We start from the raw sequence: 22,202 nt of genomic DNA, 5'->3' as shown, positions 1-22,202 counted from the left end.
GGCTCCTCGTGACAGGTCGGCGGGTCGGCGGGGCGCCGGCCCCATCACGCCATAAGTGGTCAGAATTATTCAGATAATCCGATAATCCAGGCCATGGTACGTCCCGGTGAGTCGAACGCCTGCTCCGGCTAGGCTCGACCCAGGTACGCCAGGGCAGTGGCAGCGACAACCGCGGGAGGCGGCGGGATGACGGTCCCGGGACGCAGGAGCAGCACCTTCATCCGGCTGCTCCGCAGCGGGTTCACCGACCCCTCCGCAGCCGCCCGGCTGCTCGACACCGACGCGCTCGCCGCCGTACGCGCCGATCCGGTCCTCCTCGACGCCCTCGGGGCGACCGCCGACCCCGACCTGGCCCTGCGCGGGCTGGTCCGGCTCGCCGAGGCGCAGCCGGACGGCGAACTGCCCGGGCTGCTCGACACCCTCGTCAGCGCCAAACCCCTGCGCGACCGCCTCCTCGGCGTACTCGGCGCCTCCGAGGCACTGGGCGACCACCTCGCCCGCCACCCCCGCGACTGGCTCGGCCTCGTCACGTACGAGGCCGCCGACCTGCACCCCGGACTCCCCGAGTTCGAACGCGGCCTCGCGGACGCCCACGACCCCGTCGCCCTGCGCGTCGCCTACCGCCGCTGCCTGCTCTCCATCGCGGCCCGCGACGTCTGCGGCACCACCGACGTGGCCCAGACCGCCGCCGAGCTCGCCGACCTCGCCACCGCCACCCTCCGCGCGGCCCTGCGGATCGCCTCCGCCGACGCCCCCGACGACGCCGCGCAGTGCCGCCTCGCCGTCATCGCGATGGGCAAGTGCGGCGGCAACGAGCTCAACTACGTCTCCGACGTCGACGTCATCTTCGTCGGGGACGCCGCAGTGGGGTCTCCCCAGGGCGGAGCCGCAGGGGACGGAACGGACGAGGGCAAGGCGCTCCAGGCCGCCACCCGCCTCGCCTCCCACCTCATGCGGATCTGCTCCGAGACCACCGTCGAGGGCACCATCTGGCCCGTCGACGCCAACCTCCGGCCCGAGGGCCGCAACGGACCCCTCGTCCGCACCCTCGCCTCCCACCTGGCCTACTACCAGCGCTGGGCCAAGACCTGGGAGTTCCAGGCCCTCCTCAAGGCCCGCGCCGTCGCCGGCGACGCGGCCCTGGGCGCCGAGTACGTCGACGCCATAACACCCCTGGTCTGGCAGGCGGCCGAACGCGAGAACTTCGTCGCCGACGTCCAGAAGATGCGCCGCCGCGTCGTCGACAACATCCCCGCCGCACACGTCGACCGCGAACTCAAGCTCGGCCCCGGCGGCCTGCGCGACGTCGAGTTCGCCGTCCAGCTGCTCCAGCTCGTCCACGGCCGCAGCGACGCCACCCTGCACTCCGGCACCACCCTCGACGCCCTCCACGCCCTCGCCGCCGGCGGCTACGTCGGCCGCGCCGACGCCGCCCAGCTGCACGACGCGTACCGCTTCCTGCGCGCCATGGAGCACCGCATCCAGCTCTACCGGCTGCGCCGCACCCACCTCGTCCCCGAGGGCGAGAACGACCTGCGGCGTCTGGGCCGCTCCATGGGCCTGCGCACCGAACCCGTCGCCGAGCTCAACAAGGCCTGGCGTCGGCACGCCTCCGTCGTGCGGCGGCTGCACGAGAAGCTCTTCTACCGGCCGCTGCTCGACGCCGTCGCCCAGCTCACCCCGGGCGAGACCCGGCTCTCCCCGCGCGCCGCCGGCCAGCGCCTCGAAGCCCTCGGGTACGCCGACCCGGCCGCGGCGCTGCGCCACCTCGAAGCCCTCGCCTCCGGCGTCACCCGCAAGGCCGCCATCCAGCGCACCCTGCTGCCGGTGATGCTCGGCTGGTTCGCCGACTCCGCCGACCCGGACGCAGGCCTGCTGAACTTCCGCAAGGTCTCCGACGCCCTGGGCAAAACCCCCTGGTACCTGCGCCTGCTGCGCGACGAGGGCGCCGCCGCCGAGAACCTCGCCCGCGTGCTGTCCGCCGGACGCCTCGCCCCCGACCTGCTGATGCGGGCCCCCGAGGCGGTGGCCCTGCTCGGCGACCCCGAGGGGCTGCAGCCCCGTACCCACGAGGCCCTCCAGCAGGAGGTCCTCGCCGCCGTCGGCCGCGCCGAGAACCCGGAGACGGCCGTCGCAGCTGCCCGAGGGGTCCGCCGCCGTGAGCTCTTCCGCACCGCGGCCGCCGACATCATCGGCTCCTACGGTACGGAGGACAGCCCGGCCGAGGAGGACCACGGAGCCCTGGTCGACCGGGTCGGCGGGGCCGTCTCCGACCTCACCGCCGCGACCATCGCGGGCGCCCTGCGCGCCGCCGTGCAGTCGCACTACGGCGACACCCTGCCCACCCGCTTCGCCGTCATCGGCGTCGGCCGCTTCGGCGGCCACGAACTCGGCTACGGATCCGACGCCGACGTCCTCTTCGTCCACGAACCCCGCGAGGGCGTCGACGAGCAGGAGGCCGCCAAGGCCGCCCAGAACGTCATCGCCGAGATGCGCCGACTGCTCCAGCTGCCCACCGCGGACCCGCCACTGCTCATCGACGCCGACCTGCGGCCCGAAGGCCGCTCCGGCCCGCTGGTGCGCACCCTGGCCTCCTACGCCGCCTACTACCGGCGCTGGTCGCTGACGTGGGAGAGCCAGGCGCTGCTGCGGGCCGAGCCGGTGGCGGGCGAGGAGGAGCTCGGCCGCCGCTTCATCGAGCTGATCGACCCGCTGCGCTACCCGGCCGAGGGCCTCGGCGAGGACGCGGTGCGCGAGATCCGCCGGTTGAAGGCGCGGATGGAGTCGGAGCGGCTGCCGCGCGGCGCCGACCCGACGCTGCACACCAAGCTGGGCCGCGGCGGTCTCAGCGACGTCGAGTGGACCGTCCAGCTGATCCAGATGCGGCACGCCTGGGCGGAGCCGGGCCTGCGCACCACCCGTACCCGCGAGGCCCTCGCGGCCGCCCACGCGGCCGGGCTGATCCCGACCGACGAGGCGCAGATCCTCGACGAGGCCTGGGTCCTGGCGACCCGGGTCCGCAACGCGGTGATGCTGGTACGGGGCCGCGCCGGGGACACCTTCCCCTCCGAGGCCCGCGAACTGGCGGCCGTGGGCCGCTACCTCGGCTACGCGGAGGGCACGGTCGGCGAGCTGCTGGACGACTACCGCCGCATCACGCGCCGCGCCCGCGCGGTGGTCGAGGAACTCTTCTACGGGGGCTGAACGGCCCTCTCCCGCAGCCGACGACACGGAACGGCGGACGGCGGACCCCACGTGGGTCCGCCGTCCGCCGTTGCGGGGTGGCGCGGGGGTCAGCGGGCCGTGCCGAAGTTCTGGGTCCAGTAGTGGTTCGGCTGGGCGAGGCCGATGCCGATCTCCTTGAAGGAGCAGTTCAGGATGTTCTCGCGGTGGCCGGGGCTGTTCATCCAGCCCTCCATGACCTTCTCGGGCGTGCTGTAGCCGTAGGCGACGTTCTCGCCGTACGTGCGCCACGCGTAGCCGGCGCGGGTGATGCGCGTGCCCGGGTCCGAGCCGTCGGAGCCCGTGTGGGACATGTTGCTGTGGGCGGCCATGTCCGCGCTGTGGTCCTGCGCGGCCTTCGTGAGCTTCGCGTTCAGAGTGACGGCCGGGCATCCGGCGGCGGCACGCTCCTGGTTGACCAGGGCGAGGACGGCGGCGACGGAGCCGGAGGCGGCCGGTGCGGGCGCGGGCGCGGTCTGCGGCGGCTGGGGCGCCTGCGGCTTCTTGGTGACCGGCGGCTTCGCGGGCTGCGGCTGTGCCTGCGGCGGCTGCGACGGCTGCGGCGCCTGCGTCTGCGGGGGCTGGGCCTGCGGCGGCTGGGAGGTGTCCTCGACCGGCTGCGCGGGCGCGGTGGGGCTGCTCGGCGCCGTCGGGACGTCCGCCGGGACCATGAGGTCCGGGTTGCCCGAGGGCTGGTACTGCCAGGGGCGCTGCGCCTGGTGGCTCACGGTACGTGTGCGGCGGTTGTCGTCGCCGCCCGTGTCGAAGCAGGCCATGGCGGCCGTGGGGACACCTACGATTCCGAGAGCGCTGACGCCGATGACTATTTTCCGGTACTGCTTCTTCTTCCGATGCTTCTGCATGCGTAACCTCATTCGGTGATCGCGAAGCTTCCGGCGCCGGAACTGCGGGACGTCGGAATGGTCGACATTCTTAGAAGCCCGCCATTGACCTGGCAAGTTTCCGTTTCGCGCTCACAGGGGGGATTCGGTACGCGGCTTGAAACGGGCCGTTGATCGTGCATGGTCACGATCTGGTCACTGGCGCAACCATGTGATGTGCATTCAGGAGCGCCCGTGACCAGGGAAGTAGGGCGCAGGTCTTGCGGCAGCGAGCATTCCGTTCCCGTAGGAGAGGGGAATGTCAAATCCAAAACGGACAAATGCCGAAATGTCGATGAGCTGGCGCGCCCGGGAATCCCTCCGATGCCGGGGTTCCTGTCGTGACGCATGTCACGCAACCGGGGGTCGGATCGTGGCGTCGGGGGCCGCGCTGCAAGTAGGGCATGGCGCGACCAGGATTTGTCTGGGTTTGTAGCGTGAGGTCGAGGTTTCGTAGGGGCCGGAGGCGGTCGCGGCCGTGGGGCGGAGGGCCGTGGAGAGATGTTGATGTGTCCGTCCTTGCGGAAGTCGCTGATGGCGGCGCTGCGCGGGGAAGGCGTGGTGCCGGGGGTTCTCGATGTCCCGGCCACCTCTGATTCACGTGGCGAGGCCGACGCGGGTGGTGTCGAAGACACCCCGGCCGGTGAGTCGGTGGATGCGCTCGACGGTCTTGCTCGGTTCTCATGGGCCTCGCCGTCCACGTGATCGCGAGCGCCGCACCTGTACTGCTTTCCGGGTTCCCCTGCCACGCACCGGGCATGACGTCGCGTCATTCGCGAAGCCGGCGAACGGCTGACCGGACCAATCTCCACCATGCGGTGTCCCTGCATCAGGACTGTCCGGATCGCGGCGAGGGCGCGGGGTGGAGCGGGGGAGCCCTGATTTCATTGCCTGCCCCGAGGTCGAGGACGGCACAACACTCCGGCGCTTGACATTGGGCATCAGAAGAACGTGGTGAATATCAGAAGTGCGCCAGCGGCCGCGAATCCGAGCCCGAACCAGCCGAGGATCGGAACGAAGACGAATGCGATTGCGGCGCGCAGCCCGAAGAACTGAATCGGCCATTTCTCGGCTACGTGGGGACGTGTGGGTAGACAGACGAGGGGTACCGGGCCTCCGATCGGCGGCAGCATTCCCTCCCATGAGTCCAGGGTCACCTTGTGATTCCCGCCCGAAGGTCCCTGGTATGCCACGACGACGTGACTTCCGTCGCGCATGCTCATATACCCCAGGCATCTCCCCTCGGTGCGTACACCGTGCCTCTTGAGGCAAAACTGGTTGAACACTCTTCGGGCCATCCACTGAGTGGCCCAAAGGATTCCGCAGGAGACGAACAGGAAGAAGAATCCAAGTATCAGGCCGCCGAGTCCGCTCATTCGCAACCTTCCTCTCATGATCGTCCGAGGGTGATAGTTTTCCCGCTGGGACATGCGGGTTCAGGGGGCCGGTTGTTTCGCGTCCGATTCCTTGATGGGCCATCAGGTTGGTATGGGCGTAAGTGAGACACTCGCCAAAATCAAGCCCAGCGCGACCGTGTGCAGCGCTTGTGGAACCTTGTCCGTGAAGGCTTCCGGATGGGGGGAGGAGGCCGCGGCCTCACCTTCTCGCGGTCGAAGACGGCGGGGGATTCCTCCCCTGCCTGCGGTGCCGGGCGCGGGGCCTCGGCTCGTGCTCGCACCTGATGGGAATCGAGCCAGGCGATGGGCGCTAATTCGGTGGCGTTTCAGGCGAGTTGCACCATAGTTCCTCACTTGTCCACTGCCCGGATGTCTCGGTGTCTGGGTATCAGGCGGGAGTGGGCGATTGTATCAATGCAAGTTGCAGGAAAAGAGACTTGGGGTGTCTCAAGACTTCATGGTCAAGGGGGAGTTGAAAGCTGGTCGCCTACTGGGCTCAACGAATCCCAAAGCGAGTTCAATGCCGCCAAGACCGGGGGGTCGCACTCTTCTTCGGCCGCTTTCCCCCGCCGTCCAACCTGGGAGATCCGTCATGGGTAAACCCAACCCGGAGTGCCGGAACGGCTTCTTGCGCCGGGCTCGCGATCCGGAGGAGCCGGCGACGACTTCCAGTGGTGGGAGTGCCGCTCCTGCCTGCGGGCAGGTTGGTTGCAGCTTATGGGGATGTGCGGCCGGTCTGGGTGTGACCGATGGGGGTGCACAACAGGCGGGCGCGCCTTCGTGATCAGTGTCCAAGCCCGATGGGACGAGGTGGCCCGTGCCTGCTGATCCTTGACCTATCCCCGCGGTACCGGTGAAACCGGGGACGCTGGACACCAGACGGATTACCGACCTGCACTGTGCCCCGCCAGGCGCCGTCGACGGCAAAGCACTCACGGGATCAGTCGGTCTCATCGCGGCGCGCCGGCACGGACCTCGCCCGGCGGGCGGCGGGACCTGGCGGCGATCGTCGCCCGCTCCCGCGCGGGCGACGCGGCCGGCCGCACAGCATCGTTTACGGATGTGGCTGCGGGGGGAGCCGCTGTAGCGCGTGGGCACCGGAGCGCACGGCTCAGGCGGCGGCCGCCGTCCCGGCCGTCGGCGGCGGCGCGCAGGTGCCGCAGTGGCCGGGCGTGGGGGAGCGGAAGGCGCGTTCGCAGCCGTCGCACGTGCGGAGGGGGTGGACGGTGCGGTCCGGGCCGGCCGGGTGGGGTGCCCGGGGATCCGGCAGGCGGGGCGGCAGCAGCTCCCGCAGGCGGTGCGCGAGCAGCGCGGCGGGGGAGTGGATCGGTACGGTCGGAAGGGATCGCGTGAGGGCCGCGGTGACGGCGCTCGGGGTCAGCCCGCGCTCCAGCCATTCCGCCGCGGCGGGCGCCAGCCGTACGGTGTCCCGCTCGGACAGCAGTAGCCGCGGATCGCGCAGGCGCAACCGGGCCAACAGTTCCCGCGCCTCCGACTCGGCCTCGGACGGGATGGTTTCGGCCTCGGGCTTGGGTACCGGTACGGGCTCCGGGTGGGGGTCCGGTACGGGCTCGGGCTCCGGGTCGGGGTCCGGCTGGGGGGTCGGCTTCGGCTCGGGCTGTCGGGGCGGATCCCGCCGTTCGCGGCCGGCCTCGGCCATGGCGGGCGGGTTGTTGTACGAGACCGTGCAGGTCACGACGCGCCCCGTCGGTAGCCGCTCCTGGAAGCGGGCCAGGTAGCCGTATTGCTCCAGCTCGCGCAGGGCGGTGGCGATGCGGACCTCGCCCTCCGGGAAGCGTTCGGCGAGGGCCTTGATGGTCACCTTGGTGCCGGTCGGGAGCGACTGGATGTGTGTGGCCAGGCCGATGGCCGCCATGCTCAGCTCGCGGTGCTGGGCGAGGTGGTTGCCGATCTTGACATAGCCGCGGTGGTGGTCGCGGTTGACGTGCCGGATACCCGACGGGACGCGCGCAGGCGCGCTAAGCTGCTGGTCAGCCATGGGGAAGGTGTCGCTTCCGCTGTGGTCAGGCCCTCGCCCGGGATTGCCGTCCCGGCCGGGGGCCGAATGCGTTTATGGGGTTGTCGGGAGTCAGAGTGCCCGGCGAATTGGCGTGTGTGCCAGCCCAGTTGGCGTGATTCACCCGACCGGGTGAGAGGGGAGGGGGAGGTATGGAAGGTAGTTTCTCCCCGGTGATTGGTCTTTAGGCGTCGTGCGTCACCGGATATCGATCCACCGGGTCGTGGAAACCTCGATCCGGTGAAATCGGACTCGCCACATCAATTTCCGCCCACACCGTTTTCAGCGGCGCCGGCCCGAGATCCGTCCCCCACCGCGCGGCGAGCGCGGACACCAGCGCCAGCCCCCGCCCCGACTCCGCCTCCGCGTCCGGCGCGGTGCAGAGGGCGGGCGGGCCGAACTCCCGCCGTGTGTCGGTCACTTCGATACGGAGCGTAGGCCCCGGCGCGAGGTGCAGCGCGAGCCGGAAGTCCCGCCCGCGCACCCTGCCGTGGGTCACGGCGTTCGCGGCCAGCTCGGCGACGACCTGTGCCGCGTCCTCGAACGGAAGCCTTCGCTCCGCGAGTTGGGCCACAGTGAGCGCGCGTGCGGCGCGGGCTCCGCGCGGGGTGGAGGGAAGCGTGGCGACGAGGGAGATTTCCTGATTCACGTGACTCAGCGTGGCCATCCGTGCGTACGCTGAACAGAGTTGAGGGCGCTGTGTACGACGGTTGTCCAGAGCGGTCCCGTGGTGTCCTCGCGGTCCAAGGGGAGGCGGATGTGAGCACGACGGACGGTGCTGACGAATCGAGCTGGGAACTCGATCCGGAGGACGAATCCGGGGCGGTCATCGCCACGGTGGGACGCCAGCTGAAGATGTGGCGTGAGGCGGCGGGCTTTGACCGAACCAAATTCGGTGAGCGGATGGGATACGGGGCGAACCTGATCTACAAGATCGAGCGAGGGGCCCGTATTCCGCGCCCGGAGTTCCTGGACAAGGCGGACGAGGTCCTCGGGGCGGGCGGGAAAATCGCCGCCATGAAGGCCGATGTCGAAAGGGCCCGCTACCCCAAGAAGGTCCGGGATCTGGCCAAGTTGGAGTCCATGGCCGTTGAGATTGGTGCGTACGACACGTTCGTGGTGCCTGGACTGCTTCAGACCGAGGAGTACACGCGTGCCCTCTATGGGGTGAGGCGGCCGACCTTTTCCGAAGGTGAGGTCGAGCGACTGGTCGCTGCAAGGCTGGCTCGGCAGGCTGTGATCCATCGCGACCCCGTACCGCTGCTGACTGTTGTCCAGGAAGAGGCCGTGCTACGGAGGCCCATCGGGGGCAAGATGGTTCTGCGCCGCCAACTCGAACATCTGCTTGAGGTGGGCAGTCTGCGGCATGTTGAGCTTCAGGTGATGCCCACCTCGGTGCAGGAGCATGCAGGCCTCGCCGGATCGTTCAAGGTCATGCGTCTCAACGATGGAACAACGGTCGGACACAACGAAGTCCAGCTGGTCAGCCGCTTGATCACGGAACCGAAAGAGGTCCAGATCCTGGACATGCGCTATGGCATGATCCGAGCACAAGCTCTGACGCCGCGCGAGTCACTGACGTTCATCGAGAAGGTATTGGGGGAGACATGAGCATCAAGCCGTCGGTCGAGGGCCTCTCCACACTGGCATGGGTGAAGAGCAGCTTCAGCACCAACGACGGCCCCGACTGCGTCGAGGTCGCCTGGGTCAAGAGCAGCTACAGCGCCAGCGACAGCAACGAGTGCGTCGAGGTCGCCCACACCCCCGGCACGGTCCTCGTCCGGGATTCCAAGCGGCCCGAGGGCGCACGCCTCGCCGTCACCCCCGACGCCTGGAGCGGTTTCGTGGCGCACGCCGCCATCGTGTGAGGCGCCGGGACGAAGCCGTCGAGACCGTACTCCGGAAGCGGTGGCCGGACCCGGCCTGCTGGGACGCGGTGGTCGATGCCGTGTGCTCCGAGGAATCGAGCTACGACACCGACCAGGTGCTGATCCAGGCAGGCACGGCCATCGCCCGGCACGCCGACCGGATCGCCGTGGACCTCCGCCGACAGCAGGGGGCCTTCGGGAGCGCCGTCGGCCACGGCGTGACGGTGCGCGCCCTCGCCCTCGCGGGAACGGGTGACCTGCGGGCCCTACCGGCCCTGCACTCCCTCGCCGAGCATGGCGGGCTGCCGTACAGCCGCCCGGAAGCCCGGGTCATGGCCGCGCTGCCCCCGGCCGAGCTGGCCGCGGTCATGCGGACCAAGCTGCGGCGCGACGGCGACCACTACCACGGGAACACCGTCGCCCTCGAAGTCCTCGCCTTCTGTGGTTCCGACGCCGCACTCGCCGTGGACGACGTGGCCATGCGCCTGGACACGCAGTACGCCTACGACGCGATGCGGGTGCTCGGCCGGATCGGGCCCGCCGCGGCCGCCACCGCGGACCGGCTGGCCGCGTACGCCACCGGCCGCGGAATCCCCGCGCACCCGTACCGGCGCCGCGCCGCCTGGGCGCACTGGAAGGTGACCGGCGACCCGACCCTCGCCCTCGACGTGTGCGGGACGGCCGTGCGGTCGGGGACCGCGAGCCACGGCCTTCCCTTCCTCGCCGACCTCGGCCCCCTGGCCGCCGTACACACAACGCCTGTGCGACGCCTGATGGAGTCGTCCGGCGCGTGGACCAGGACGTACGCCGCGCACGCGTACTGGCGGATCACCGGCGATCCGGAGCCGGCCGTGCCGGTGCTGCTGGCGGAGGTGGACCCGGCCTGGGAGGGCAGCCCCGCCATGCCGGTACGGCAGGCCGTCCACCACCTCGGAGAGATCGGCGCCCCGGCCGCATCGGCGGCACCGCTCCTGCGCGGGATCCTGGCCCGGGAGGAACGGCTCGGGCAGCCCTTCCCCGGGGTACGGATCCTCGCCGACCGGGCCTACGCCCGCACGCTCACCGAAGCACTGGAAGGGATCCACAGCCAAGGGCTGTCCCGTGAGTGTTGGGCACGGGTGGGATGAAGCTGAGCAGCTCAGTTGACGTGGGGGCTCCTGCGCGCTGCCCCGGGGAATTCGCGGGTATCCCGCCCAGCGCCTGTCCTATCCTGACCGCTGCCGTCCATGCCGGGACGGGCCCGACAGAGAGGCGGCGGAGTGCCGGACGTGTACAAGATCATGCTGGATGCCGAGTTGAGCAAGGCATTCGATGTGTGGTCCGGCTATCTGAACGCTCGGACTGGCGAGGATCCTCAGGTTCGTGCACGACTGCGCGCCACGCTGCAGTCGGCCCGTGTGGCAGCAGACGAGGGCGATCCCCTGTCTGCACGCGCCTTGGTGGCGGAGATGTACGACGACGCCCGCAAGGCCGGCCTTCCCTGGGCTCCGGTGCCGTCCGGCCCCCGCGCGGCGGACCGGCAGGCTCGCGACTACGCCAAGGACGAACTGCGGCAGGTGCTTCCTGTGGACCTGCGCGAGGATCTCGACAGCATCGCGATCTACCTGCGGGTCACGGGCCGCCGCCTCCAGGCCGCCCCTGGCCTCGACGCCGCCACCCACCAGGACATCCTCTACATCACGGCCCGAGCCAGCATGGCCCTTGATCTCGCCCACCTGGTAGCAGCGCGACGGGAGCTCGAACGCCTCAAAGCAATCGCGCGACGTTGCGGCGTGGAGCCCTGAGAACCGAGCGACAACGGCCGCGATCCGGCCTCGGGGCAAGGTGTGCGTCGTACAGTAGGGGGGCATGAGCATTGCACCGTCGGCCGCTGGCCTCTCCGAACTGACATGGGTGAAGAGCAGCTACAGCACGGCCGATGGGGCCGACTGCGTCGAGGTCGCCCACACCCCCGGCACCGTCCTCGTCCGGGACTCCAAGCGCCCCGCGGGCGCCCGCCTCGCGCTCACCCCCCCCCGGCGCCTGGACCGGCTTCGTGGCCCACGCCGTCACCGCGTGAGCCGATCGGGCTCGGCGGTCGAGACCGTACTGCGGCAGCGGCGGCCGGATCCGGCCTGTTGGGACGCCGTGGTCGACGCGGCGTGTTCCGAGGAGTTGAGCTACGACGCCGGGCGGGTGCTGATCCAGGCCGGCCCGGCCATCGCCCGGCACACCGACCGGCTCGCCCGGGCCCTGCGCCGTCGGCGGGGGTTCTTCGGGACCGCCGTCGGCCACGACGTGAGCGTGCTCGCCCTCGCCCTCGCGGGGGCGTGACCTGCGGGCTGCCGGCCCTGCACTCCCTCGCCGAGCACGGCGGCTCCCCTGCAACCGGCCCTGGCCGCCGGACCGGCCAGCCGCTCGGCCCCAACCACCTGTCCGCGCTCCTGAACCAGGTCGGAATCCCGATCGCCGCCGCCCGCGGCGCCGTCATCCGCCAGCAACTCCTCGAACAGCCCGCACCCGTCGTCCCGGACGCTCTCGGCTACCACGACAAGACCACCAGCCGCCTCCGCAACGAGACGGGCGGGACATGGAGCCGATACGCCGCTGGGGATCACGCAAGATCGCCAGCGGGCTGGACTCCGCGGGGAACCGACGACCGCTGAATACGAAGGTCCACCAGCAAAAACATGCCGGTGGGCAGACGGATTGGCTCTCAGTGGGACTGTGGATAGCCGATCTCGGAGATGTCTTGGGCCAGGTCCGCCAGGGTGACCTCTACGTTCAACGACGACACGAGTTCCTGGGTCAGCGGCCGCAAGGCATACAGGTCACTCACCGCTTCCAGATCCGCAGAGACCTCGTAATAGTCCTCGGCGAAGTGCTGGAACGCTTCGGGTGAACGGTCGACCAGTAGTTGGAACAGATCCGTCGCCCCATCAGGGTCGGCAAGGTTGGAGGGGAAGTCGATCGTGCCGTGGTGCCACTGATCGTCCGTCGCCTCCCGCCACAAGCAGGCCGTCACGACGGGCACGCCGTCCTCGTCGGTGAACGCCGGCTCCTCGACGAAGGGCTTGAAGACATCTGGAACGTCGTCGATCACTCCCGGCCAGGGCTCGCCATCGTGGCCATATGGGCTCATCGGCGATTCGTGGCCGAAGCCGCGGACATAGACCCCGGCCGACGAGAAGACAATGGAGTACTCGTCTCCTGACCCGTTGCGCATCGAGGCCATCTCCTCGCCTTCAGCCCAAGCGGCGTTGAAGGAGTAGTACCGGCTTTCCCAGTCCGGGCTCAGGATCGCGTCGAGCATCGCAAGCGAGCGGCACAGGTCCCGCAGGTCGGCGATGGTGGGAAGCTGGCCGGCTACGTCATAGACAGTCACGGGCTCATCCAACCGGATCCCTCTGACATCAGCTGCAGCCCTGCCAGACGTCACGGTCAGTAGCAATCCCAGAGCCGGACCGGCCAACACGCGACAGTTGAATACACGAGCCCACCAGTACCAAGGCCGGGCACGGTGCTGCACGGGCATGGTGTGGTCTCCGTCGCGATGGCAGGTGTGTTCCGCGCCCGCGTCATGCGGGAAAGACCGGCTCTCGGGCGCGAGGCCGCCCCGAGTCGCATACCCCGTAGCCGGGGACCAGGCGGTAGGGGCTGCCTCGGCCATCCGCAGCTTCCACGCTACTGCCTCACGAGAGCCTGCGGCTCTAGAAGTGGTCCGGAAGCCACGGCTCGTGATCCGTTGCACTTCGGATCATGCTCGTAAGAGCTCGTTCGGAGATGGCTTGGACTCCGGCCAAGCGGGCGCCGGTGGCCGTGCGGTACCCGCCGGCGTACCAGACCGCGAGCTGCCTCCGGCTGAGCGTCACTTCCCCGGGTACGGAGGTGGGGGTGAGTTCCGCGGACCCGTCCTTGATGTGGAGCAGCCAACGGTCCCAGCCGTCGCCGGTCGGGTTCTCGACCTCGACGTGGGTCGTGGTGGTGAAGTCGGCGGGCCAGCCGCGCAGGCGGATGGCTTCGGGTGCGTCGAGGATGCGGAGCATCCAGGGGTGCCAGGACTCTGTGGTGGCGCGGTGGTGGCGGAGGCCGTGGAGAAGGGTCGGGTAGGGCGGGAGTGCGCCGCGGCGGAAGGTGATGGTGCGGGCCCGGGTGTTGTGGCGGCCGAGGAAGGCGAGCATCGCGGCGGCGGTGGGCTGGCTGGCGGCCCAGAAGTCGTGGACGACCAGGCTCATGCCGTGGCGGTCGTGTCGTTTGGTCGCCAAGGTGAGCAGGCCGGCCGTGGGGAGGCCGGGGCGGGCGAAGCGGTAGGTGGCGAGGTTGCTCTTCTCCTGCTTCCATCGGGTCCACCAGGCGGGGCGGTGGACGGGGCCGTTCCACTGCCGGGCGAGCTGGTGCTGGAGGTCTTCGGCTTCGTCAGTGAGTCCGTGCTCGACTTCGAAGTCCTCGCCGGTGAAGGACCTCTTGAGGTCGTCGGTCGCCACGGCCCAGGCGAGGACGTCGACCGGGGCCTCCCAGCCGAGGCGCCGGGCGTAGCCGGTGGAGGAGGTGACGATGGTGGAGATCGCCGCCCCGCGGTCGATGAGGGGCCGCAGCCGCTCGGTGGCCATGTCGGTGGCCAGGTGCTCGCCGCGTTCTTCCGGGGCCACGCAGCCGTCGCCGAGGCAGGCGCTGGGTACGGGGGCGCCGCCGAAGAACTGGTCGACGAGGAGGCCGAGGCCGCCCGCGACGACACGGCCGCCGCGGAGGGCGACCTGGAGGTCGGCGTGCTCGCGCAGGTGGGTGATGTCGGAGATTGGGTGGCCGTAGGCGCGGGCGGCGAGTTGGTCGTACTGCTCCCACAGTCCGCCGTCGGCTGCGGAGAAGGTCAGCTGCTGGTTCATGGGCCCGCCCTTCTAGTAGTTGGTGGCGTCGCGGACGGTGTCGGCGTCCAGGGGGACCAGGAAGGTCCGGTTGAAGGCCATGACGTCGGTGTCCGTCTGGTTGTGCGCGGTGGTGTGGCAGGTGATGACGCCGTTGCCGGGGCTGCTTTCCGAGGGGCGACGGGTGAGGATTCTGGTTTCGGCATAGAGGGTGTCACCGATGTGTACGGGGGCGGTGAAGCGGACGCGGTCGACGGCGAGGTTTGCGGTGGTCAGGCCGCTGATGCTGCGGACGGTCATGCCGGCGACGAGGTTGAGGGTGACGCCGGAGCAGACAAGGATCCGACCCCACTGGGTCTGGCTGCTGTAGTGGGCGTCGGTGTGGATGGGGGCGACGTTGCCGCTCAGGGCGGCGCCGAGGAGGCTGTCGAGTTCGGTGACGGTCCGGCCGGGCCGGTGCTCGACGACCAGGCCGGGGGCGAGCTCGCCGTAGGAGAGACCGACGCTCTCCCGGATCCGGTCGTCGTCGATGGCGCGGTAGCCGTGGGGCAGCGCGGTGTTCATGAGGTCCGGTCCGCTTCGGCGACCAGCGCGCGGGCTGCGTTGAAGAAGGGGGTGCCGCGCATGTGGCTGTCGACGGTGGTGACCGAGCCGCCGCTGGCGTCGGCGGCCGCGACGATGGCGCGGGCCTCGGCGATCTCCTGGGCGGTGGGGGTGAAGACGTCGTCGATCACCTTCACGTGGCGGGGGTGGACGCAGCCCTTGCCGTAGAAACCGAGTTTCTTGGCGCGTTGGGCGTCGCGGCGCAGGGTCGTGGGGTCGTCGATTTCCCAGGTAGGGGCGTCGATGGCGGGGATGTTCGCGGCGGTGGCGGCGTTGATGAGGGCCGAGCGGGCGTAGCGCAGGGAGTCCCAGTCCAGGCCGCAGCGGACGGAGGCGGCGTAGTCGGCGGAGCCGAAGATGACGCCGCCGAGGCGGGGCGCGTGTGTGATCTCGGGGAGCGCGTTCAGGGCGCGGGGGGTTTCGATCAGGGCCCAGATGTCGGGGGTGTAGCCGTCGGCGTCCAGGGCGGCGGCCACGAGTTCGATGTCGCGGGCGGATTCGACCTTGGGGACCACGATCAGGTCGGGGCGGGAGGCGTAGGCGGCGAGGGCGATGAGGTCCGTGATGCCGTTGAGCGTGGTGAGGCTGTTGATGCGGATGCCGAGCGTGCACGGCGGTTTGGGGAGGGCGAAGAAGGCTTCGGAGGCGGTGCGGGCGGTCTCCTTGTCGGCCAGGGCGACGGAGTCCTCGATGTCGACGACGGCGACCGAGGCTCCCGAGGAGCGGGCGGTCTCGAAGCGGTCGGTGCGCAGGCCGGGGGTGATGATCCAGGCCCGTCCGGGCCGGCGGGTGGTGTGGGTCATGGGTGGCCTACCTTCCGGTGCGCTTGGTGGTGATGAGGAGGTCGAGCTGGCCGAGGGTGGAGGCGGTCTTGATGTCGCTGTCGGTGATGTCGATGCCGTATCGGTCGGTGAGGAGGACGGAGAGCTCGACGACGGCGAGGGAGTCGACGCCGGCGTGGTCGAGGCTGGCGTCCTCGGCCAGCCGGTCCGCGGGCAGGCCCAGGTCGTCGGTCAGGATGCGGACGAGGTCGCCGGTCATGCCGGGGCACCTTCCAGGCGGCGGGTGCGGGTGAGGTCGGGCCAGGTGAGGGTGAGGGCGCCCCAGGTCAGTCCGGCGCCGAACGCGGTGAGCAGGGTGCGGTGTCCGGGCTTGAGGTGCCCGTCGGACGAGGCGCGGTCCAGCAGCAGGGGGATGGAGGCCGCGCCGGTGTTGCCGACCTCGCCCACGTTGCTGAGCTGGCGGTCGGCGGGGACGCCGAGCTGGCGGGCGACGAAGGAGGTGATGCGGTGGTTGGCCTGGTGCGGGACCAGCCGGTCGACGTCGCCGAGGTCCCATCCGGCGGCGTTGGCGGCCTGCCGGGAGGCGGTGGCCATGCGGTCGACGGCGTGGCGGAAGACGTCGGGTCCGTCCATGTGGAGGGCGCCGGGGTGGTCGGCGCGGATCAGGTCCGCGCCGGTGCCGTCGCTGCCCAGTACGACCGGGCCGAGTGCCCCCGGCTCGTCGCGGGTGCCGCGGCGCAGGAGCAGGGCGCCGGCGCCGTCGCCGAACAGGGGAACGGTGGTGCGGTCGTCAGGGCGGGGGAGGCTGGCCAGGCGGTCCGCCCCGATGACGAGGACCGTCCGCGCGGTTCCGGCGGCGATGAGTCCGGCGCCGCTTGCCAGGGAGTAGAGGTAGCCGGTGCAGCCGGCGGCGAGGTCGAAGGCGGGGATCCCGGTGAGGCCCAGGCGAGTGGCGACGGCGGGTGCGGTGGACGGGCAGCAGCGGTCCGGTGTGGTCGTGGCGAGGACCAGGGCGTCCACATGCTCCGGTTCGTTGCTGGTCAGGGCCTGGGTGGCGGCCCGGACGGCGAGGTCGGCGGTGGACTGCTCCACTCCGGCGATGTGCCTGCGGGTGATGCCGGTCCGGGACCGGATCCACTCGTCGGTGGTGTCCAGGCGCGCGGTCAGGTCCTCGTTGGAGACGACGGACGCAGGGAGCGCCGAGCCGGCCGCGGCCACCACGGCGGCCCGGGTCATCGGGTGCCCGCCTTGATCTGCCGGGCGACATCCCCGATCAGGTCTTCCTGCCCGGCGACGATCTGCCGCTCCCCGAGGGCGAGGAAGAGGTCGATGGCGTTGACGCCTTCGGCGCGGGCGGCTTCCAGGACGGGGCGCTTGAACCCGGAGAACACCCCGGCCAGCCCGCCGGCCACCGCGATGGAGTCGATGGAGGGCGGGGCCTTCATCAGGTGGTCGGCGGCGACGTCGGCGGCGGACAGGATCTCGCGCAGGCCGATCCCGGTGTCGAAACCGCGCCGGTCGAGGACGGCCACGAGGGCTTCGAGCTGGGTGTTGCCCGCTCCGGCACCGAACCCGCGGGCGGTCGCGTCGATGACGGACGCCCCCGCCTCCACGGCGGCCAGCGAGTTCGCCACGGCCAGGCCCAGGTTGTTGTGGCCGTGGAAGATGACCGGGACGTCCACGGCGGAGGCGATGGCGTGGATCCGCTCGGCGACGTCGCCGGGGAGGGAGTGGCCGGCGGAGTCCATGATGCCGACGGCCTGCGCGCCGTACTTCACCATGAGGGCGCACTGCTCGGCGAGGCGTTCGGGGCTGGCCATGTGGCTCATGAGCAGGACGCCTTGCGCTTCGACGCCGACGGCGCGGGCGGTTCCGAGGTGGCGTTCAGTGACGTCGGCCTCGGTGCAGTGCGCGGCGATGCGCACGACGTCGGCGCCGAGGTGGACGGCGGCCGTCAGGTCGTCGGAGGTGCCCCAGCCGGGGGCCATGAAGACGCCCATCTTCGAGGAGGTGAGGGCTTCGCGGACGGTGGTGAGCATCGTGGTGTCGTCGAGGAGGGCGCGGCCGATCTGGAGGCTGGAGGCGCCCAGGCCGTTGCCGTGGCCGACTTCCACGACCGGTACCCGGGCGGCGTTCGCGGCGGTGGCGTAGGCGCGGAGCTGGTCGGCGTCGAGCTGGTGGCCGACCGCGTGGTGCCCGTCGCGCAGGGTCGGGTCGTGGATCACGACGGGGGGCCGGGGATCGTTCGGCGTGCTGTTCACGGGCGTGGTTCCCTTCGTCGGGAGGTGGCGGACTGCTCGGTGAGCAGGACGGCAGCGGCGTTGATGATGTCGACGCTTCCGGCGTGCCGGGGCAGGTGGCGGCCGGAGGGGGTCACTTCCACCACGACCTGGATCCGGCCGGGGTCCACCGCGAGGGAGGTCACATTGAACCCGGGCGCGTACGCGCGGACGGCATCGGCGGCGGCCGCGATGCTCGTCCGCACCGGCGCCGGGCGGAAGTTGTCGGCGAGGACCGTCATGGCCACCCGGAACGGCGGGGCGGGCCGGGCTGGGCTGATGTTCACCAGCACCTTCGCCTCCCGGGTGCCGGTGCAGGTCCGGATCGCGGCCGCGGTGGTGGCGATGTACTGGTCGAGGTTGAGGCGGGTGGCCGGGCCGGCGCTCGCGCTCGCTCCCGTGGAGACCACCTCGATGTAGGAGGGGGTGCAGCGCTGGGCGATGGCGTGGAGGATCGGGATGGAGGCTTGTCCGCCGCAGCTGACGAGGTTGAGGTGCCGGTGAGCCGCCGAGCTGTGCCCCGTGACCCCCGGCACGGTGACCGTTCCCAGACCCGTGGGGGTCAGGTCGATCAAGGTGGTGCCGGTCGGCTGCAGTGCCGCCCAGTGCTCGGCGTGGCTGTCGGCGTTGGTGGCGTCGAAGACGACATCGAACGTCCCCGCTTCCACTACGGCGCGGACACCGCCCGCGGCCGTCGGATGACCCATCTGTGCCACCCGGCGCAGGCCCAGACTGTCGCGGCTGCGTCCTGCCACCAGGGCCAGCTCCAGCTTCGACGACCGGGCGATCTTGCCCGCGAGGTCGACCCCGATCAGACCCGCGCCGAGTACGGCGACGCGCCTTCGTTCTTCAGCAGCCATCGGCCGCTCCTTCGTTCGGAGGAGAAGGGAGGGTGTGTACAGCAGTGGTGCCGCTGGGCGGTTACCGAACACGTAGCTCGACCGGCGGCAGGTGCAGCGACTGGGCGCGGACCGTGCCCCCGGCTCCCAGAGGGAGGCTCGCGTGCACGGCGCCGGCCAGGACCAGGTGACCGGCCCGCAGGCATTCGCCGAAGCGGTGCAGCCGTCCGGCGAGCCAGACCAGCACGAGCAGCGGGTCGCCCAGGACCGCCCGGCCCTCGCCCGTGGCGACGGCGGTGCCGTTGACGCTCACGACGAGCGGCTCGGCCCCCAGGTCCAGGCCCGCGTCCATGGGCACCATGGGGCCCGTGACCACCCGCCCGCAGGACGCGTTGTCGGCGATGCTGTCCGCGATGGTGATCTGCCAGCCGGCGAACCGGGTGTCGATCACCTCCAGGGCGAGGAACACCTCCTTCACCGCCGCCCGCGCCTCCTCCAGGGCGACGTCGGGCCCGTGCAGGTCGCTGCCGAGCCGGAAGGCCAGTTCCGCCTCCACCCGCGGCTGCATCAGCACGGAGCGGTGCATGGTGCTGCCGGTGGGCAGCACCATGTTGTCCAGGAGGACACCGGAATCCGGCTCGTCGACCCCCGCCTGCTCCTGGATGGCCTTGGAGGTGGCGCCGGCCTTGTACCCGACGACCCGGGCACCGGCCGCCACGTGCCGGGCCACGGTGGCCGCCTGGATGCGGTAGGCGGTCTCCAACGGCAGGCCGGGCCGACACCGGGTCAGCGGCTCGACGGGTACGTTCTCGTCCTCCGCAGCCAGCAGCGCCGCCGCGGTGGCGGCGATCCAGCTGTCATCAGGCTCATCCATGAAGATCCCTCCCAGGGCATGGGGCATCCGTAGGGTTCGCAGACGTGGGCACGGGAGCAGATCCGGGGCGGCGTCGATACGGATGCCGGCCGCCGGGCTCGGGCCTGATGAAGAGTCAACCGCCGTGCGCCGCGCAGCGGTACGGTGACGGGCAGGCCAAGCGGTATATCGCGTATATCCCAGGCAGGTGCCATGACCACGCGCACGCCGAACGACCAGCTCAGAGGCCTCGTCGCGGAATCCGGCCTCACCTACGAGGCGTTGGCGAAGGCGGTCTGCGCCGTCGCGGCCGAGTGCGGCACACGTTTACGCACGAACAAGTCGAACATCGAGCACTGGATCGGCGGGTCCGCACCCCGCGGGGACACCCCCCGCTTCCTCGCGGTCGCCCTCTCCCGGCGCCTGGGCCGCCTGCTGACCCCCGCCGACCTCGGACTGCCCTCCACAGCTGAGGCTGAGAGTGACACCATCGGACTGTCCCTCGGGATCGACCCGCTGGACACCCTGCTGCCCATGTGGAGGTGCGAGTTGGACCGCCGCCGCTTCCTGACGGCCTCCGCCTACTCCGTGGCCGCCGCCGCCCTGCCCCTCCACCACGTCCAGGACATCGCCGCCCGCACCGCCGCCGTGCGCACCGGCCACACCGTCGGCATGGCGGAGGTCGCCGCCGTCCGCGACATGATCAACGCGTTCTCCGAAATGGACGAACGCCACGGCGGGCAGCACGGCCGCAGCGCGCTCGTCACCTACCTCCGCGACGACGTCGCCCCGCTGTGCCGGGCCCGGTTCCGCACCGACGAGGTCCGCCAGCACATGCTCTCCGCCGCCAGCCGCGGCGTGCACCTGCTCGGCTGGAAGTCCTACGACGCCGGCCAGCAAGGCCTCGCGCAGCGCTACTACCTCCAGTCCTACGCCCTGGCCACCGAATCGGGCCTTCGCGGGCACGACGGCTTCGTGATGCGCACCATGGCCATGCAGGGCCTCAAACTCCACCGCCCCGAGCACTGCCTGGGCCTCGCGGAGACCGGCCTGAACCGGGCCAAGGGTCACGTCGACGCCCAGACCGAAGCCCTCTTCCGCGTCGTCCACGCCCACACTCTCGCCAAGAGCGGCAAACACCGCGCCGCCCTGGCTGCCGCCGACCACGCCCGCACCCTGCTGACCGGCGCACCCGGGGACGAGGTGCCGTTCTGGGCGCTGGCCTGGGGGCCGCCGGCCGCATCCGTGTACTCCCGCACCGCCAAGGTCCACGAGACCATCGGTGACCACCGCGCCGCCGCCGAGCAGTACGGTCTGGCCGCCACGGCCCGCCCGTCCGCCACCTACGCGCGGATCGTCGCCCTGGACCTGGTCGCGGGCGCCGAGATGCACCTCAAGCGCGGCAGCATCGAGCAGGCGTGCGCCACCTGGCACCGGGCCATCGACCACATGGGAGGTGTCCGCTCCGTACGGACCCGCAAGGCCGTTTCCAGGATGCGCGGCGACCTCGCCCGGTTCCGGGCCCGCGGACTGCGGTGCGTGGCCGAGCTCGACGAACGAGGCCGCGAGTTCCTCGCCGGCACCTGAACTCCGGTGCCGTCAGCCTTCGAGCTGGTAGGTGAAACGCCGGACCAGCGGCTCCAGGTAGTCCGCGTGGGGACCAGACAGGAACTCCAGGTCCCGCGGCGAACTCACCAGGGCGATGTCGTCAAGCTCCGGCTCCCGCCCCTGAGCCCGCTCTGCGACAGCGGCCGCGGCGAAGGCGTCCCGTACCGCCGCTTCCGGCAGAACCGGAGCACGGTACGTCAGGCCGACGCTGCCGTTCTCCCCCCGGGTCACAGCCCACAGCCTCAACTCCTCCGCGCCGGCTTCGAGCCCGAGTTCCTCGAACAGCTCCCGCGCGGCTTGGCCCGCCAGGTCCGCCTCCACCAGCCCCTTACCCGCCCGCGGTGGTTCCACGGAGCCCCCCGGCAACTGCCAACGGCCAGGCGCAGCCGTCGAGGACGACATCCTGGCCACCAGCACACGACCGTCATCGGTGGGCTGAAGCACGTTCACGAACAGCGACGGCAGGGCTGTGGCGCCAGGGACACGGCGCAGGGCGTAATGCCGGTAGGTAACCCGAGCCCACGACAGACTCAGGACGCCCGGATCCGTGTGCTCCAGCCCAGCGCAGGCCACCACAGGCCCGTCAAAGAGGTCCGGGTTGGCCTGGACCGCCTTCTCCCACACGTGATCTCTGGCCGCTTCGTCTGCGGGCGAGAGGCGCGGCTCCTCCCCTTCCGTGAGCTGCAGGCGCTCAACGCCCAAGAAGAGGTCAACCGCAGGGGGCAGCGTCTCAGGCACCCGTTCATCGTAGGACCCTGAGAGGTGGATGAGTGACGGTTTGAGACCAGTCCACCCAGGGGATCAGAGGGCGTCCGGCCTCCGGCCTCTACCCCGGGCACCTGCGGAGGGTGGCCGGGCGGCGGCCACAGCGACCCCATGGGGCCCATCAGGGCGGGCGGGTAAACGTACGTCGGGTCTGAAGTTCCCCCGCTGTGCGGGAGTGGCTGACTAGCTGGTCATGGCGGGTTGACGTGGTTTCAGGTTCACTTGTTCGGTCGCTGCCTGGTTGGCG

The 22,202-nt window shown here is 70.8% G+C and carries 21 protein-coding genes; 7 read left to right on the top strand and 14 right to left on the bottom strand.

Translation table 11 applies throughout. The annotated features are described in order from the left end of the window. Nucleotides 1-186: 186 nt before the first annotated feature. The gene (locus tag ACIPXC_RS29535; protein WP_401624178.1) at nucleotides 187-3,204 is read left to right on the top strand and encodes a bifunctional [glutamine synthetase] adenylyltransferase/[glutamine synthetase]-adenylyl-L-tyrosine phosphorylase; all 3,018 of its coding nucleotides are present in this window, start codon (nucleotides 187-189) and stop codon (nucleotides 3,202-3,204) included. A gap of 89 nt (nucleotides 3,205-3,293) precedes the next feature. On the opposite strand, the gene ACIPXC_RS29530 is transcribed toward ACIPXC_RS29535, so the two are convergent. The 4 genes from ACIPXC_RS29530 to ACIPXC_RS29515 all read right to left on the bottom strand — a co-directional run bounded on the left by ACIPXC_RS29530 (nucleotide 3,294) and on the right by ACIPXC_RS29515 (nucleotide 8,166). After that, nucleotides 3,294-4,085, bottom strand: coding sequence for a CAP domain-containing protein (locus ACIPXC_RS29530; protein WP_401624177.1), 792 nt, complete (start codon nucleotides 4,083-4,085; stop codon nucleotides 3,294-3,296). A 959-nt stretch (nucleotides 4,086-5,044) separates the two neighbouring features. Then, nucleotides 5,045-5,479, bottom strand: a complete 435-nt coding sequence (locus ACIPXC_RS29525) for a hypothetical protein (RefSeq protein WP_401624175.1) — start codon at nucleotides 5,477-5,479, stop codon at nucleotides 5,045-5,047. 1,132 nt (nucleotides 5,480-6,611) lie between these two features. Next, a complete protein-coding gene (locus tag ACIPXC_RS29520) occupies nucleotides 6,612-7,499 on the bottom strand; it encodes a helix-turn-helix domain-containing protein (protein ID WP_401624173.1) in 888 nt (295 codons plus the stop codon). 202 nt (nucleotides 7,500-7,701) lie between these two features. Beyond that, complete coding sequence (locus ACIPXC_RS29515) at nucleotides 7,702-8,166, bottom strand: ATP-binding protein (protein ID WP_401624171.1); 465 nt, start codon at nucleotides 8,164-8,166, stop codon at nucleotides 7,702-7,704. Nucleotides 8,167-8,276: 110 nt separating this feature from the next. On the opposite strand from ACIPXC_RS29515, the gene ACIPXC_RS29510 reads away from it, so the two are divergent. The 5 genes from ACIPXC_RS29510 to ACIPXC_RS29490 all read left to right on the top strand — a co-directional run bounded on the left by ACIPXC_RS29510 (nucleotide 8,277) and on the right by ACIPXC_RS29490 (nucleotide 11,698). After that, nucleotides 8,277-9,128 carry a helix-turn-helix domain-containing protein gene (locus ACIPXC_RS29510; RefSeq protein WP_401624169.1) on the top strand — a complete coding sequence of 284 codons (852 nt, stop codon included), beginning with the start codon at nucleotides 8,277-8,279 and terminating at the stop codon, nucleotides 9,126-9,128. Continuing rightward, on the top strand, nucleotides 9,125-9,385 hold the full coding sequence (locus tag ACIPXC_RS29505; RefSeq protein ID WP_401624167.1) for a DUF397 domain-containing protein: 261 nt from the start codon (nucleotides 9,125-9,127) through the stop codon (nucleotides 9,383-9,385). The genes ACIPXC_RS29510 and ACIPXC_RS29505 overlap by 4 nt, the downstream gene beginning before the upstream one ends. Continuing rightward, nucleotides 9,382-10,512, top strand: a complete 1,131-nt coding sequence (locus ACIPXC_RS29500; RefSeq protein WP_401624165.1) for a hypothetical protein — start codon at nucleotides 9,382-9,384, stop codon at nucleotides 10,510-10,512. Before ACIPXC_RS29505 ends, ACIPXC_RS29500 begins: the two co-directional genes overlap by 4 nt. A 141-nt stretch (nucleotides 10,513-10,653) precedes the next feature. Next, on the top strand, nucleotides 10,654-11,169 hold the full coding sequence (locus ACIPXC_RS29495) for a hypothetical protein (RefSeq protein WP_401624163.1): 516 nt from the start codon (nucleotides 10,654-10,656) through the stop codon (nucleotides 11,167-11,169). A 64-nt stretch (nucleotides 11,170-11,233) separates the two neighbouring features. Further along, nucleotides 11,234-11,698: a DUF397 domain-containing protein gene (locus tag ACIPXC_RS29490; protein ID WP_401624161.1), complete on the top strand. Its 465-nt coding sequence runs from the start codon at nucleotides 11,234-11,236 to the stop codon at nucleotides 11,696-11,698. A gap of 382 nt (nucleotides 11,699-12,080) precedes the next feature. Here ACIPXC_RS29490 and ACIPXC_RS29485 read toward each other — a convergent pair whose 3' ends face one another. The 9 genes from ACIPXC_RS29485 to ACIPXC_RS29445 all read right to left on the bottom strand — a co-directional run bounded on the left by ACIPXC_RS29485 (nucleotide 12,081) and on the right by ACIPXC_RS29445 (nucleotide 19,603). Beyond that, nucleotides 12,081-12,749: a hypothetical protein gene (locus tag ACIPXC_RS29485; RefSeq protein ID WP_401624159.1), complete on the bottom strand. Its 669-nt coding sequence runs from the start codon at nucleotides 12,747-12,749 to the stop codon at nucleotides 12,081-12,083. Between the two features lie 325 nt (nucleotides 12,750-13,074). Then, nucleotides 13,075-14,247, bottom strand: coding sequence for an enhanced intracellular survival protein Eis (gene eis / locus ACIPXC_RS29480; RefSeq protein ID WP_401624157.1), 1,173 nt, complete (start codon nucleotides 14,245-14,247; stop codon nucleotides 13,075-13,077). A gap of 12 nt (nucleotides 14,248-14,259) precedes the next feature. After that, complete coding sequence (locus tag ACIPXC_RS29475) at nucleotides 14,260-14,790, bottom strand: MaoC family dehydratase (RefSeq protein ID WP_401624155.1); 531 nt, start codon at nucleotides 14,788-14,790, stop codon at nucleotides 14,260-14,262. After that, a complete protein-coding gene (locus tag ACIPXC_RS29470; protein ID WP_401624153.1) occupies nucleotides 14,787-15,632 on the bottom strand; it encodes an HpcH/HpaI aldolase/citrate lyase family protein in 846 nt (281 codons plus the stop codon). Before ACIPXC_RS29470 ends, ACIPXC_RS29475 begins: the two co-directional genes overlap by 4 nt. A 7-nt stretch (nucleotides 15,633-15,639) precedes the next feature. Next, nucleotides 15,640-15,870: an acyl carrier protein gene (locus ACIPXC_RS29465; protein WP_401624151.1), complete on the bottom strand. Its 231-nt coding sequence runs from the start codon at nucleotides 15,868-15,870 to the stop codon at nucleotides 15,640-15,642. Beyond that, complete coding sequence (locus tag ACIPXC_RS29460) at nucleotides 15,867-16,847, bottom strand: beta-ketoacyl-ACP synthase III (protein WP_401624149.1); 981 nt, start codon at nucleotides 16,845-16,847, stop codon at nucleotides 15,867-15,869. The genes ACIPXC_RS29465 and ACIPXC_RS29460 overlap by 4 nt, the downstream gene beginning before the upstream one ends. Beyond that, a complete protein-coding gene (dmpG, locus tag ACIPXC_RS29455; protein ID WP_401624147.1) occupies nucleotides 16,844-17,872 on the bottom strand; it encodes a 4-hydroxy-2-oxovalerate aldolase in 1,029 nt (342 codons plus the stop codon). The genes ACIPXC_RS29460 and dmpG overlap by 4 nt, the downstream gene beginning before the upstream one ends. Next, entirely contained in the window at nucleotides 17,869-18,750 is an 882-nt protein-coding gene (locus ACIPXC_RS29450) for an acetaldehyde dehydrogenase (acetylating) (protein ID WP_401624145.1), read from the bottom strand. Before ACIPXC_RS29450 ends, dmpG begins: the two co-directional genes overlap by 4 nt. A 61-nt stretch (nucleotides 18,751-18,811) precedes the next feature. Further along, nucleotides 18,812-19,603 carry a 2-keto-4-pentenoate hydratase gene (locus ACIPXC_RS29445; RefSeq protein WP_401624143.1) on the bottom strand — a complete coding sequence of 264 codons (792 nt, stop codon included), beginning with the start codon at nucleotides 19,601-19,603 and terminating at the stop codon, nucleotides 18,812-18,814. 192 nt (nucleotides 19,604-19,795) lie between these two features. On the opposite strand from ACIPXC_RS29445, the gene ACIPXC_RS29440 reads away from it, so the two are divergent. Beyond that, the gene (locus ACIPXC_RS29440) at nucleotides 19,796-21,169 is read left to right on the top strand and encodes a hypothetical protein (RefSeq protein WP_401624141.1); all 1,374 of its coding nucleotides are present in this window, start codon (nucleotides 19,796-19,798) and stop codon (nucleotides 21,167-21,169) included. 12 nt (nucleotides 21,170-21,181) lie between these two features. Here the strand turns inward: ACIPXC_RS29440 and ACIPXC_RS29435 are convergent, their stop codons facing one another. Further along, nucleotides 21,182-21,928 (bottom strand): NUDIX hydrolase, encoded by a 747-nt coding sequence (locus ACIPXC_RS29435; protein WP_401624139.1) that lies wholly within the window; start codon nucleotides 21,926-21,928, stop codon nucleotides 21,182-21,184. Nucleotides 21,929-22,202 lie beyond the last annotated feature (274 nt).

The sequence above is a fragment of the Streptomyces sp. NPDC090021 genome (assembly GCF_044748225.1).
Classification (GTDB): domain Bacteria; phylum Actinomycetota; class Actinomycetes; order Streptomycetales; family Streptomycetaceae; genus Streptomyces.
Note: the sequence above shows the minus strand (reverse complement) of the source record. Positions and strands in the feature narration are given on the sequence as shown.

Bases quoted from the DNA above. Each gene is read 5' to 3' on its own strand.
- ACIPXC_RS29535 (WP_401624178.1), top strand. From the start codon at position 187: ATGACGGTCCCGGGACGCAGGAGCAGCACCTTCATCCGGCTGCTCCGC.
- ACIPXC_RS29530 (WP_401624177.1), bottom strand. From the start codon at position 4,085: ATGCAGAAGCATCGGAAGAAGAAGCAGTACCGGAAAATAGTCATCGGC.
- ACIPXC_RS29525 (WP_401624175.1), bottom strand. From the start codon at position 5,479: ATGAGCGGACTCGGCGGCCTGATACTTGGATTCTTCTTCCTGTTCGTC.
- ACIPXC_RS29520 (WP_401624173.1), bottom strand. From the start codon at position 7,499: ATGGCTGACCAGCAGCTTAGCGCGCCTGCGCGCGTCCCGTCGGGTATC.
- ACIPXC_RS29505 (WP_401624167.1), top strand. From the start codon at position 9,125: ATGAGCATCAAGCCGTCGGTCGAGGGCCTCTCCACACTGGCATGGGTG.
- ACIPXC_RS29490 (WP_401624161.1), top strand. From the start codon at position 11,234: ATGAGCATTGCACCGTCGGCCGCTGGCCTCTCCGAACTGACATGGGTG.
- eis (WP_401624157.1), bottom strand. From the start codon at position 14,247: ATGAACCAGCAGCTGACCTTCTCCGCAGCCGACGGCGGACTGTGGGAG.
- ACIPXC_RS29475 (WP_401624155.1), bottom strand. From the start codon at position 14,790: ATGAACACCGCGCTGCCCCACGGCTACCGCGCCATCGACGACGACCGG.
- ACIPXC_RS29470 (WP_401624153.1), bottom strand. From the start codon at position 15,632: ATGACCCACACCACCCGCCGGCCCGGACGGGCCTGGATCATCACCCCC.
- ACIPXC_RS29465 (WP_401624151.1), bottom strand. From the start codon at position 15,870: ATGACCGGCGACCTCGTCCGCATCCTGACCGACGACCTGGGCCTGCCC.
- ACIPXC_RS29460 (WP_401624149.1), bottom strand. From the start codon at position 16,847: ATGACCCGGGCCGCCGTGGTGGCCGCGGCCGGCTCGGCGCTCCCTGCG.
- ACIPXC_RS29450 (WP_401624145.1), bottom strand. From the start codon at position 18,750: ATGGCTGCTGAAGAACGAAGGCGCGTCGCCGTACTCGGCGCGGGTCTG.
- ACIPXC_RS29445 (WP_401624143.1), bottom strand. From the start codon at position 19,603: ATGGATGAGCCTGATGACAGCTGGATCGCCGCCACCGCGGCGGCGCTG.
- ACIPXC_RS29440 (WP_401624141.1), top strand. From the start codon at position 19,796: ATGACCACGCGCACGCCGAACGACCAGCTCAGAGGCCTCGTCGCGGAA.